Source organism: Streptomyces sp. JLYT201, assembly GCF_059448825.1.
Genome location: NZ_CM182551.1, coordinates 8,125,001 through 8,137,466, shown reverse-complemented (window position 1 = coordinate 8,137,466; position 12,466 = coordinate 8,125,001). Strand labels below are relative to the sequence as shown.

Annotated in this window: 9 protein-coding genes and 2 rRNA genes; all 11 read right to left on the bottom strand. The window is 65.6% G+C overall.

All coding sequences use genetic code 11. The features are described 5' to 3' along the window. Nucleotides 1-129: 129 nt before the first annotated feature. Entirely contained in the window at nucleotides 130-768 is a 639-nt protein-coding gene (locus tag AC5WAM_RS34675) for a MerR family transcriptional regulator (protein WP_495519912.1), read from the bottom strand. 262 nt (nucleotides 769-1,030) lie between these two features. Continuing rightward, a complete protein-coding gene (locus AC5WAM_RS34670; RefSeq protein ID WP_028797289.1) occupies nucleotides 1,031-1,504 on the bottom strand; it encodes a bifunctional nuclease family protein in 474 nt (157 codons plus the stop codon). 53 nt (nucleotides 1,505-1,557) lie between these two features. Further along, entirely contained in the window at nucleotides 1,558-2,301 is a 744-nt protein-coding gene (ftsR, locus tag AC5WAM_RS34665) for a transcriptional regulator FtsR (RefSeq protein ID WP_495519911.1), read from the bottom strand. 42 nt (nucleotides 2,302-2,343) lie between these two features. Further along, a complete protein-coding gene (locus tag AC5WAM_RS34660) occupies nucleotides 2,344-3,291 on the bottom strand; it encodes an FHA domain-containing protein (protein ID WP_361845415.1) in 948 nt (315 codons plus the stop codon). An 82-nt stretch (nucleotides 3,292-3,373) separates the two neighbouring features. Then, nucleotides 3,374-4,234 (bottom strand): DUF881 domain-containing protein, encoded by an 861-nt coding sequence (locus AC5WAM_RS34655; RefSeq protein WP_495519910.1) that lies wholly within the window; start codon nucleotides 4,232-4,234, stop codon nucleotides 3,374-3,376. 5 nt (nucleotides 4,235-4,239) lie between these two features. Continuing rightward, complete coding sequence (locus tag AC5WAM_RS34650) at nucleotides 4,240-4,572, bottom strand: small basic family protein (protein ID WP_003988855.1); 333 nt, start codon at nucleotides 4,570-4,572, stop codon at nucleotides 4,240-4,242. After that, nucleotides 4,569-5,468 carry a DUF881 domain-containing protein gene (locus AC5WAM_RS34645; protein WP_138958471.1) on the bottom strand — a complete coding sequence of 300 codons (900 nt, stop codon included), beginning with the start codon at nucleotides 5,466-5,468 and terminating at the stop codon, nucleotides 4,569-4,571. Before AC5WAM_RS34645 ends, AC5WAM_RS34650 begins: the two co-directional genes overlap by 4 nt. A gap of 89 nt (nucleotides 5,469-5,557) precedes the next feature. After that, nucleotides 5,558-8,053 carry a sugar phosphate nucleotidyltransferase gene (locus AC5WAM_RS34640; protein ID WP_366796211.1) on the bottom strand — a complete coding sequence of 832 codons (2,496 nt, stop codon included), beginning with the start codon at nucleotides 8,051-8,053 and terminating at the stop codon, nucleotides 5,558-5,560. Between the two features lie 113 nt (nucleotides 8,054-8,166). Next, nucleotides 8,167-8,775, bottom strand: a complete 609-nt coding sequence (clsA, locus tag AC5WAM_RS34635) for a cardiolipin synthase ClsA (RefSeq protein WP_138958473.1) — start codon at nucleotides 8,773-8,775, stop codon at nucleotides 8,167-8,169. A gap of 141 nt (nucleotides 8,776-8,916) precedes the next feature. Further along, nucleotides 8,917-9,033, bottom strand: a 5S ribosomal RNA gene (rrf, locus tag AC5WAM_RS34630). An 89-nt stretch (nucleotides 9,034-9,122) separates the two neighbouring features. Continuing rightward, nucleotides 9,123-12,244: ribosomal RNA gene (locus AC5WAM_RS34625) — 23S ribosomal RNA — on the bottom strand. Nucleotides 12,245-12,466: the final 222 nt, after the last annotated feature.

Genomic DNA, 12,466 nt, shown 5'->3' with positions numbered 1-12,466 from the left:
TCTTGGCCACGGGCCGGACCCTCAGACGGCGCGTACAGGCACCCACCGAGGGCGCGTACGGCCCTGTGCGCGCCTCAGGCGCACGGAAGGGGCCGGAGGCGTCAGCGCCTCCGCTCGCCCCGCAGAGCCTCACACAGCGCGATTGCGGCGCTGCGCCAGCTCGTCCCCCGGGTGGTTGCCGACGAGGGTCTCCCCCGTGTCGACGCGCTCTCCGTGCAGCTGCGACAGCGCCGCCTCGACGTCGCGCCAGACGACACCGACGGCGATTCCGAAGACGCCCTGACCGCCCTGGAGCAGCTCGTGCACCTCACCGGGCGACGTGCACTCGTACACCGTCGCGCCGTCGCTCATCAGCGTCGTGCGCTCCAGGTCCCGGAAGCCGCTGTCCCGCAGGTGCTGCACCGTGGTGCGGATGTTCTGCAACGACACACCGGTGTCGAGGAAGCGCTTCACGATCTTCAGGACGACGACGTCGCGGAAGCTGTAGAGCCGCTGTGTGCCGGAGCCGCCCGCGGCGCGCACGCTGGGCTCGACGAGACCGGTGCGCGCCCAGTAGTCGAGCTGGCGGTAGGTGATGCCCGCGGCCGCGCACGCCGTCGGGCCCCGGTATCCGATCTGGTCCTTGTCGCCCTGCTGCGCCTGGCCTTCCGGTCCGGACGGGCTGCCGCTACCGTGAACCGGCACCGGGCGCCTCAACGAGGGTTCGGCCGAGCCACCGTGCAGCGGATACGAACCGCCCACCGCTGTACCGTCGCCGCTGCTTCTCACGCCGACCTCCGTCCTTGACCTGCCTTCTCGACGGTAGGCAGTCGCCAGGGGCTCGTCAACGATCGCCACACTCGGCACGCCGAGTGATAATCACCCTGCGAGTGGTTTCCTGTACCGCCCTGCGGGGAAAGGCTAGCCGAATGCTCCGGAGCGGGCCCCTCGGCCGCCCTTCGCAGGGTCTCTCAGCCGTCCGTGCGCCGCGGTCGGCGCCCGGCCCGCTCCCTGCGGGCCGCGCCTCCCCCGCGCAGCGGATTCCGGCCCGTCACTGGCTGCTGGTGCCGAAGTCCTCGGGCGAGATCTGGTCGAGGAACTCGCGGAACTTCTCCACCTCGTCCTCCTGCTCGTCCGGGATCGCGATGCCCGCGTCGTCGAGCACGCCGTCGCTGCCGAAGATCGGCGTCCCGGTGCGCAGGGCCAGCGCTATGGCGTCCGAGGGACGGGCACTGACCTCGACCCCGCTGGCGAAGACCAGCTCGGCGTAGAACACGCCTTCCCTCAAGTCGGTGATGCGCACTTCGGTGAGCTCCTGACCGACGGCCTCCAACACGTCCTTGAACAGGTCGTGGGTCAGCGGCCGCGCGGGCGCCATGCCCTGCTGTGCGAAGGCGATGGCGGTCGCCTCCCCTGGTCCGATCCAGATGGGGAGGTACCGGTCGCCTCCCACTTCACGCAGGAGCACGATCGGCTGGTTGGAGGGCATTTCGACCCGGACACCTACGACGTCGAGCTCGTTCACACAGCAACCCTAGGACGTGCCCGGCGGGTTTGGGTAGTCGGGCTCCCGCCGAGTCAGCGCGGCCGCACGCCCAGGGCACTGTGCACGAGGGCCGTGTGCAGCCGTCCCGCAAGGCCCGCGAGCTCTTTCGTACGCGCTTCCGCATGGGCCCTGGTCTGCGGATTGCGGTGCCTGCGCAGCGGTGCCACGACCTGGTCGACGAGCGCGGCGTCCCGCTCCGCCGCGGCCTTCATGGCCCGCAGATGCCGCGGCTCGATACCGAACCGCCCCAGCTCGACGACGAGCGCGGCCACGGTCACGGCGTCCGCGTCATAGCTGCCGTCCGGCAGCGCGGCGATCAGGCCGTACGTCTCCCAGTCGGCCAGTTGCCCCTCGTCGGCCTCCACGGCGGCGAGCAGGGCCTCGCGCCCCACCCGGGCTGCGGTGCGCTCGTCCTGCGCTTCGGCGTCGCCGTCGGCGCCCCCGTCGCGCTGCTGCCCGACCGAGGGCGGCGTGACCTGCTCGCCCCGCTCCATCGCGTCCAGATGCTCGCGGATGACCTTCAGAGGCAGATAGTGGTCACGCTGCATCCGCAGGACGTGCGCCAGGCGCTCGACGTCCTCGGGGCTGAATTTGCGGTATCCGGACGGCGTGCGCTGCGGTTCGATGAGGCCCTCGGACTCCAAGAACCTGATCTTGGAGATGGTGACCTCGGGAAACTCGTCACGCAGCACGTTCAGCACGGCGCCGATGCTCATCAGCCGGTGTTCCGCAGCGGCGGTGCCGTGACCGGCACCGCCCCTCGGTGTGTGCAGCATGGACCTTCCTCGGGATTCCCCCGGACGGTGTCCGGGGGAGTGTCAGATGCCCCGCTGGCTCGCGTAGAAGACCAGCCGGTACTTGCCGATCTGCACCTCGTCGCCGTTGGACAGGGCGACGGAGTCGATCCGCTCCCGGTTCACGTACGTGCCGTTGAGGCTGCCGACGTCGGCGACGGTGAAGCTGCCGTCCGCGGCGCGACGGAACTCCACGTGGCGGCGCGACACGGTCACGTCGTCCAGGAAGATGTCGCTCTGCGGGTGACGGCCCGCCGTCGTCAGGTCGCCGTCCAGCAGGAAGCGGCTGCCCGAGTTCGGGCCGCGCCGGACCACGAGGAGCGCCGAGCCGAGCGGCAGGGCGTCCACGGCCGCCTGGGCCTCGGGCGACAGCGCCGGGGACAGCGTCTGGCCCGTGGTCTCGGCGTCGTAGGCCTCAAGACCGGAGATGGAGATCGTCGAAGTGGTTTCGGACGGGCGCTCGCTCACCGCTCCGGGCCGCAGCGGCGCGCCGCAGTTGGAACAGAACCGGCTCGCCTGCGCATTGCGGTTACCGCACCTCTGACACACCAGGGCCGACATGGACGGATCCTCCTGCCGCGGCTGCCCCGCTGGGGCATGGGACGCGTACGGGTCGGAAAACCCTCCACCCGTACCTGAGGTCGACGGATCCCCGAAACCTATGCGGCCGGAAGTAGCAGGGTCAACAGACGACGCGCCCTGTCCGCCCGAAATGTCACCACCCGGACCAGCCACCTGGTCCCGGAACAGCGGGCGCTCGCCCACCTGGGTCTCCGGCACGTCTCCCTGGCGCGGCGCACGATGACGCGCGTCCTCACGCGCACTCTTGCCGAACAACTTCGCAAACAACTTCACGGGCGATTCCCCTTGACCGAAACAGACCCGCCCGTGGGGCAGGACGAACCCTGACTGCACACACCGGCGTGCATCGCCAACACGGACATCTTCACAACGTCCGTATCCGCCAAACAGTTTCCACCACGCACCCCGTCCCGGGTGCGCCGACCCCCCGCAACCTCATGCCCTGGACCGGAAGCACGCATGCACCCCCGCCTCACTGGGAGGACGACCGAGCGTAGTCAGGGCGCTTCGCCGGTCGCAAGGCGTCCACGACGATCTTCTCCGTACGTGCGACAACGACTGTGGCCTGCTCCTTCTCCAGAGTCTGCACCACCCCTCCGGGGATGTTCAGCGCAGGCTCCAGATCCTGGGGCTTGCCGATGACCTTGAAGCGGTACGGCTCGGCGACCTTCTGGCCGTCCACCCGCACACCGCCGCCCGCCGCGTCCGACAGATGGGTGCTGGCCACCACCCGTACGTCATTGACCTGGATGGCCTCCGCGCCGGCGGCGCGGAGCTCCTGGATGGCGTCGAGCAGCATGTGTGCCTCCACCGTCCCCTTCTTGTCGTCGATCGTCAGCGTGATGCCCGGCCCCTGCGCGGCCACCGTGCCCGCAAGGATGCCGAGTTGCCGTTCCCTCTCGGCGGTCTGTTTGCGGGCCTCCTCGGCCTGGTCCGAGCTGCTCTCGAGACCGGTGCGCTGTTCTTCGAGGCGCCGCTTCTCATCTTCCAGACGCTGAGTACGGTCATCCAGTTCATCCAGGATGCGAACAAGATCTTCTTGTCGTGCCCCGCGCAGCGCGTCACTGCTGTCGTTGGTCGACCGCACCTGGATGGCCAGGCCCAGGCCGAGGACGAAGAGCAGCAGGGCCACGATGAGTTGAGCACGCGTCAGGCGCGGCGGCCACAGCCCCTGCACGAGCCGCTTGCGGCCGGTCACCGGCGCGGGGCCCGCCCCGTCGCCCGCCGCCGCGCCACCGGCCCTGCCGGGCGTCGGCGGGACCTCGGGGGGAAGTTCCCTGCGGCGGCCGTCGCCGGGCGTGTCGTCCCCGTTCGCGGGGTTCGTCGAGCTCATCGGCATCACGCCCGGAAGACGTGCCGACGGATGGCCGCGGCGTTGGAGAAGATGCGGATCCCGAGGACCACGACGACACCTGTCGACAGCTGGGCGCCCACGCCCAGCTTGTCGCCCAGGAAGACGATCAGTGCGGCCACCACCACGTTGGACAGGAACGACACCACGAAGACCTTGTCGTCGAAGATCCCGTCGAGCATCGCCCGCAGGCCTCCGAACACCGCGTCGAGCGCCGCCACCACGGCGATCGGAAGATAAGGCTCCACCACCGCGGGAACCTCGGGCCGGACCAACAGTCCGGCCACGACTCCCACGACGAGGCCCAGTACGGCGATCACGATGTGCCCTTTCCTGCCTTCGGCTCTGCTGTTCGTACGGTCACACTGGGCGCTGCCGGCAGCCGGAGGTCGTCGGCCACGGAGATGTTGGTCCGGATGCCGAAGTTCTCCTGCAGAGCATGCAGATACTGACCGTCGGGGCTGTTCTGGAACCTGGTGCTCAGCTGCTGCCCCTGGCCCACCGCCAGCACCGTATACGGCGGCACCAGCGGCTTGTTGTCGACCAGTATCGCGTCCCCGGCCGCCCTGATCGCCGACAGCGCGGTCAGCCGCTGGTCGTTGATGGCGATCGCCTCGGCGCCGGACTGCCACAGACCGTTGACCACGCGCTGCATGTCGCGGTCACGCACCCGGCCCGTGTCGGAGAACCCGGCGCTGTCCCGGGGCCCGCCGCCGCCCTGGTCGGCCTGCTTCTTGTCGTTGACGACGAGCCGCACGCCCGGCCCCCGCACCGGCGTGGCGCCGGACAGCAGCGACACCAACTCGGCCCGGCCGCCGCCGTGTTTCCGCAGCGCGGCACGCTGCCGCGCGCTCACGTCGTTGCGCAGGTCGTCGACCTCGTCCTCGAGGTCGTCGGCGTCCGCCGTGGCCGACTCGACCCGGTCGATCAGCTCGGCGCGCTCCTTGGCGAGCACAGGCGCCGCTATGCGCGCCTGGGCGGCACCGACGGTCACGACGAGCGCGGCCAGGACGAGCCCCGCAGCGAGCCCCAGCTTCGCCCGGAGGGTCTTCGGCACGCCTCCGGTGCCGGATTCCCTCTTGCGGGCGGCGGCCTCGGCGTATCCCTCGTCCAGGCTGTGGTCCATGACGGTGGTGAGCAGCGACATGGAGGCGTCCGGGCGCGAAGGGCGCGAGACGGTGCTCCGAACGGGGGGCTGCTGCGGCATGCCGCACATCGTCGCACGTCGCGGGCGCTACCTCCGAATGGCCCCACCGGTGTGCCGGACAGCACCACTTACGGGTGCGGACCGGCACACCGGCACGCTCAGCGCCCGGCGCCGTCCACGACAGCCGACCACTCGTCAAGCAGAGCTTGAGCCGAAGCGTCGTCGGGCCCCTCGGCCCACAGATGGGTGACTGCCTCCGCGGGGTCCGGCAGCACGAGCACCCACCGCCCGTCCGCCTCCACGACCCGTACGCCGTCCGTGGTGTCCACGGACCGGTCGCCCGCGGCCTCCACCACGCTGCGCATCACCAGGCCCTTGACCGCCCACGGCGTGGCGAGGTCCCGCCGCTGCACGTGCGCACGCGGAATGCGGGCGTCGATCTGGCTGAGAGTGAGCTGTGTGCGCGCCACCAGACCGATGAGCCGTACGAATGCCGCCGTGCCGTCGAACACGCTGCTGAACTCCGGCACGATGAAACCACCGCGCCCGTCACCACCGAAGATCGTCGAGTCGCCGCGTCCGACCCGGGTCAGGTCGTCCGGCGAGGTGGTCGTCCAGTCGACCTGCGTGCCGTGGTACGCCGCGACCTGCTCGGCGATGCGCGTCGTCGTCACCGGCAACGCCACCCGACCGCTGCGCCGCTCCGCGGCCACCAGGTCGAGCATCACCAGCAGCGCCCGGTCGTCCTCGACGATCCGCCCCTTCTCGTCCACGAGGGAAAGGCGTTCGCCGACGGGGTCGAACCGCACGCCGAAGGCGGCGCGCGCCGATGCCACGATCTCCCCCAGCCGTACGAGTCCCGACCTGCGCGCGTCGGACGACTCGGTGGGCCGCGACTCGTCGAGACCCGGATTGATCGTCAGGGCGTCGACGCCGAGCTTGCCGAGCAGACTGGGCAGGACGAGCCCGGCACTGCCGTTGGACGCGTCGACGACGACCTTCAGCTCCGCCTCCGCGATGCCCGTCGTGTCCACGTTCCGCAGCAACGACCCGGTGTACGAGTCGAAGACGCTGGACGGGAAGTGCAGGTCCCCGATCTCGCCGGGGAACGCCCGCCGGTACTCCTGGCGCGCGTACACCCGGTCGAGCTTGCGCTGTTTGGCCTGGGAAAGGTCGGCTCCCTCCCCGTCGAAGAACATGATGTCGACGGAGTCCGGCACTCCGGTCGTCGTACGGATCATGATTCCGCCGGCGCTCCCCCGCGCCGTCTGCTGCCGCGCCACCGGCAGCGGCACGTTCTCCAGGTCCCGTACGTCGATGGCGCTGGCCTGCAGCGCGGAGATCACCGCCCGCTTGAGCGCTCGCGCGCCACGCGAGTGGTCGCGGGCCGTGGTGACCGTCGAGCCCTTCTTGAGGGTCGTCGCGTATGCTCCGGCGAGCCGCACCGCGAGTTCCGGCGTGATCTCCACATTGAGGATGCCGGACACGCCGCGGGCTCCGAAGAGGTGCGCCTGGCCGCGGGACTCCCAGATGACCGAGGTGTTGACGAAGGCACCGGCCTCGATCGTCTTGAACGGATAGACCCGTACGTTCCCCTGGATGATCGATTCCTCACCGACGAGGCACTCGTCGCCGATGACGGCTCCGTCCTCGATGCGGGCGGCCCGCATGATGTCGGTGTTCTTGCCGACGACGCAGCCGCGGAGATTGCTGTGCTGCCCGATGTACACGTTGTCGTGCACGACGGCCTTGTGCAGGAAGGCACCGCTCTTCACGACCACGTTCGAGCCCACGACGGTGTGTTCGCGGATCTCGACGTCGGCCTCGATCTTCGCGTAGTCACCGACGTACAGCGGGCCGCGCAGGACGGCGTCGGGGTGCACTTCGGCGCCTTCGGCGACCCACACTCCGGGTGAGATCTCGAAGCCGTCGAGTTCGACGTCGACCTTGCCTTCGAGGACGTCGGCCTGCGCCTTGACGTAGCTCTCGTGGGTGCCGACGTCTTCCCAGTAGCCCTCGGCGACATAGCCGTAGATCGGCTTGCCTTCCTTCATGAGCTGCGGGAACACATCCCCGGACCAGTCGACGGGCACGTCGGCCTCGACGTAGTCGAAGACCTCGGGCTCCATGACGTAGATGCCGGTGTTCACGGTGTCGGAGAAGACCTGGCCCCAGGTCGGCTTCTCCAGGAAACGCTCGACCTTGCCGTCTTCGTCGACGATGGTGATGCCGAATTCCAGCGGATTGGGGACACGTGTCAGGCAGACCGTGACGAGCGCGCCCTTCTCCTTGTGAAAACTGATCAGGTCGGTGAGGTCGAAGTCGGTCAGAGCGTCACCGGAGATGACCAGGAACGCGTCGTCCTTCAGCGCTTCCTCGGCGTTCTTCACGCTGCCGGCGGTGCCGAGTGGCTTCTCCTCGTTGGCATACGTGAGCTCCATTCCGAGCTCTTCACCGTCGCCGAAGTAGTTCTTGACGAGAGATGCCAGGAACTGCACTGTCACTACGGTCTCGGTGAGCCCGTGCCTTTTCAGCAGGCGCAGCACGTGCTCCATGATCGGCCGGTTGGCCACCGGCAGGAGCGGCTTGGGCATGCTCGAGGTCATGGGGCGCAGGCGTGTGCCTTCGCCTCCGGCCATCACGACGGCCTTCATGTCGGAAACGTCCTCCTCGATAGGTGACGATCTAGCCGACTCAGCCCGCCGAAATTGGCCCGCTCCGGTTTCTTACGGGCCCGCAAGCCGCAACAGCCGCCTTACCGGCGAGCTCAATCGGCCATGGCATCCGCCCTGACAAGTCGGCGGACCTGAACCACGTAGAGGATCCCTGCCCACCAGTACAACGTTGTACCCCATCCGGCGAACGCCCATCCGAAAATACCAGCGAGCGTGTGGAACCAGCCAGTTCCGTCGCTGAGGAGAAGCAGGGGAAAGGCGTACATCAGGTTGAAGGTGGCGGCCTTGCCCAGGAAGTTCACCTGCGGCGGCGGATAGCCGTGCCGCCTGAGGATCCCGACCATCACCAGCAGTACCAGCTCGCGCAGCAGTAGCACGGCGGTCAGCCACAGCGGCAGGATCTCCCGCCAGGTCAGGCCCACCAAGGTCGACAGGATGTAGAGCCGGTCGGCCGCGGGGTCGAGGATCCGGCCGAGGCTGCTGATCTGGTTCCACCGGCGGGCGAGCTTCCCGTCCAGGTAGTCGCTGACACCGCTGAGCGCCAGGACGAGCAGCGCCCAGCCGTCGCTCTTCGGTCCGCCGAACTCCGGCCTGAGGATCAGCCACAGGAAGAGGGGCACGCCGACGAGGCGCGCCATGCTGAGGATGTTGGGGATGGTGAGGACCCGGTCCGTCTGGACGCGGGTCTCTTGGACCTCCACCCGGGGGCCTCCTGTGAACGAGCCGATGATGCCCCCAGACCTTACCGTCAGTTGTCAGGATCCAGTGCAGAGGGGTGGTGTCCGGCTGCAAAACGCAGAAAACCCCCGTGCCGAATGGCACGGGGGTCTCCTTCACAATTTGTTCGGCGGCGTCCTACTCTCCCACAGGGTCCCCCCTGCAGTACCATCGGCGCTGTAAGGCTTAGCTTCCGGGTTCGGAATGTAACCGGGCGTTTCCCTCACGCTATGACCACCGAAACACTATGAAACTGTGAACTACCGCACCACACCCTACGGGCATGAGGTTGTTCGTGGTTTCAGAACCAACACAGTGAACGCGAGCAACTGAGGACAAGCCCTCGGCCTATTAGTACCAGTCAACTCCACCCGTTACCAGGCTTCCATATCTGGCCTATCAACCCAGTCGTCTACTGGGAGCCTTACCCCATCAAGTGGGTGGGAATACTCATCTCGAAGCAGGCTTCCCGCTTAGATGCTTTCAGCGGTTATCCCTCCCGAACGTAGCCAACCAGCCATGCCCTTGGCAGAACAACTGGCACACCAGAGGTTCGTCCGTCCCGGTCCTCTCGTACTAGGGACAGCCCTTCTCAATATTCCTACGCGCACAGCGGATAGGGACCGAACTGTCTCACGACGTTCTAAACCCAGCTCGCGTACCGCTTTAATGGGCGAACAGCCCAACCCTTGGGACCGACTCCAGCCCCAGGATGCGACGAGCCGACATCGAGGTGCCAAACCATCCCGTCGATATGGACTCTTGGGGAAGATCAGCCTGTTATCCCCGGGGTACCTTTTATCCGTTGAGCGACGGCGCTTCCACAAGCCACCGCCGGATCACTAGTCCCGACTTTCGTCCCTGCTCGACCCGTCAGTCTCACAGTCAAGCTCCCTTGTGCACTTACACTCAACACCTGATTACCAACCAGGCTGAGGGAACCTTTGGGCGCCTCCGTTACCCTTTGGGAGGCAACCGCCCCAGTTAAACTACCCATCAGACACTGTCCCTGATCCGGATCACGGACCCAGGTTAGACATCCAGCACGACCAGAGTGGTATTTCAACGGCGACTCCCCCGATACTGGCGTACCGGGTTCACAGTCTCCCACCTATCCTACACAAGCCGAACCGAACACCAATATCAAACTGTAGTAAAGGTCCCGGGGTCTTTCCGTCCTGCTGCGCGAAACGAGCATCTTTACTCGTAGTGCAATTTCACCGGGCCTATGGTTGAGACAGTCGAGAAGTCGTTACGCCATTCGTGCAGGTCGGAACTTACCCGACAAGGAATTTCGCTACCTTAGGATGGTTATAGTTACCACCGCCGTTTACTGGCGCTTAAGTTCTCAGCTTCGCCACCCCGAAGAGTGACTAACCGGTCCCCTTAACGTTCCAGCACCGGGCAGGCGTCAGTCCGTATACATCGCCTTACGGCTTCGCACGGACCTGTGTTTTTAGTAAACAGTCGCTTCTCGCTGGTCTCTGCGGCCACCCCTAGCTCAGGCAGCAAGTGCCGTCACCGGGTGTGGCCCCCCTTCTCCCGAAGTTACGGGGGCATTTTGCCGAGTTCCTTAACCATAGTTCACCCGAACGCCTCGGTATTCTCTACCTGACCACCTGAGTCGGTTTAGGGTACGGGCCGCCATGAAACTCGCTAGAGGCTTTTCTCGACAGCATAGGATCATCCACTTCACCACAATCGGCTCGGCATCAGGTCTCAGACTCAATGTCAGGCGGATTTGCCTACCTGACGTCCTACACCCTTACCCCGGGACAACCACCGCCCGGGCTGGACTACCTTCCTGCGTCACCCCATCGCTTACCTACTACCACCTTGGATCGGCGGCTCCACCACTCCCCTTTGCCCGAAGGCTCCAGGGCGGCTTCACGGCCTTAGCATTAATGGGCTCGATATTGGGCGTTTCAAAGCGGGTACCGGAATATCAACCGGTTATCCATCGACTACGCCTGTCGGCCTCGCCTTAGGTCCCGACTTACCCTGGGCAGATCAGCTTGACCCAGGAACCCTTAGTCAATCGGCGCACACGTTTCTCACGTATGTATCGCTACTCATGCCTGCATTCTCACTCGTGAACCGTCCACCACTGCCTTCCGGCGCAGCTTCACCCGGCACACGACGCTCCCCTACCCATCACAGTCCCCGTTGGGGGTATGTACTGCAATGACACGACTTCGGCGGTACGCTTGAGCCCCGCTACATTGTCGGCGCGGAATCACTAGACCAGTGAGCTATTACGCACTCTTTCAAGGGTGGCTGCTTCTAAGCCAACCTCCTGGTTGTCTCTGCGACTCCACATCCTTTCCCACTTAGCGTACGCTTAGGGGCCTTAGTCGATGCTCTGGGCTGTTTCCCTCTCGACCATGGAGCTTATCCCCCACAGTCTCACTGCCGCGCTCTCACTTACCGGCATTCGGAGTTTGGCTAAGGTCAGTAACCCGGTAGGGCCCATCGCCTATCCAGTGCTCTACCTCCGGCAAGAAACACACGACGCTGCACCTAAATGCATTTCGGGGAGAACCAGCTATCACGGAGTTTGATTGGCCTTTCACCCCTAACCACAGGTCATCCCCCAGGTTTTCAACCCTGGTGGGTTCGGCCCTCCACGAAGTCTTACCTCCGCTTCAGCCTGCCCATGGCTAGATCACTCCGCTTCGGGTCTTGGGCGCGCTACTCAATCGCCCTATTCGGACTCGCTTTCGCTACGGCTTCCCCACACGGGTTAACCTCGCAACACACCGCAAACTCGCAGGCTCATTCTTCAAAAGGCACGCAGTCACGAGAACAAGGCAAGCCTTGTTCCGACGCTCCCACGGCTTGTAGGCACACGGTTTCAGGTACTATTTCACTCCGCTCCCGCGGTACTTTTCACCATTCCCTCACGGTACTATCCGCTATCGGTCACCAGGGAATATTTAGGCTTAACGGGTGGTCCCGCCAGATTCACACGGGATTTCTCGGGCCCCGTGCTACTTGGGTGTCTCTCAAACGAGCCGCTGACGTTTCGACTACGGGGGTCTTACCCTCTACGCCGGACCTTTCGCATGTCCTTCGCCTACATCAACGGTTTCTGACTCGTCTCACAGCCGGCAGACTGTGAAAGAGAGATCCCACAACCCCCCAAGCGCAACCCCTGCCGGGTCTCACACGCTTGAGGTTTGGCCTCATCCAGTTTCGCTCGCCACTACTCCCGGAATCACGGTTGTTTTCTCTTCCTGCGGGTACTGAGATGTTTCACTTCCCCGCGTTCCCTCCACACCGCCTATATATTCAGCGGTGGGTGACAGCCCATGACGACTGCCGGGTTTCCCCATTCGGAAACCCCCGGATCAAAGCCTGGTTGACGACTCCCCGGGGACTATCGTGGCCTCCCACGTCCTTCATCGGTTCCTGGTGCCAAGGCATCCACCGTGCGCCCTTAAAAACTTGGCCACAGATGCTCGCGTTCACTGTGCAGTTCTCAAACAACGACCAACCACCCATCACCCCACTGGAGAACCAGTGAGTGCACTGGGGTCGGCACTGAGGTCAGGAACAAAGCCCGCACCCTCAGATACCCAACAGCGTGCCCGACACCCTCGCCCCTCCTCGTTCCGTTCCACGCCGAAGCAGTACTGGGAAGAGAAGCAGGTCAAGTGTGCCGAGTAGTCAACG

What these genes read in the sequence shown, in the direction of transcription:
- ftsR (WP_495519911.1), bottom strand. Translation starts at nt 2,301, where the DNA reads ATGCTGCACACACCGAGGGGCGGTGCCGGTCACGGCACCGCCGCTGCG.
- AC5WAM_RS34655 (WP_495519910.1), bottom strand. Translation starts at nt 4,234, where the DNA reads ATGAGCTCGACGAACCCCGCGAACGGGGACGACACGCCCGGCGACGGC.
- AC5WAM_RS34645 (WP_138958471.1), bottom strand. Translation starts at nt 5,468, where the DNA reads ATGTGCGGCATGCCGCAGCAGCCCCCCGTTCGGAGCACCGTCTCGCGC.
- AC5WAM_RS34640 (WP_366796211.1), bottom strand. Translation starts at nt 8,053, where the DNA reads ATGAAGGCCGTCGTGATGGCCGGAGGCGAAGGCACACGCCTGCGCCCC.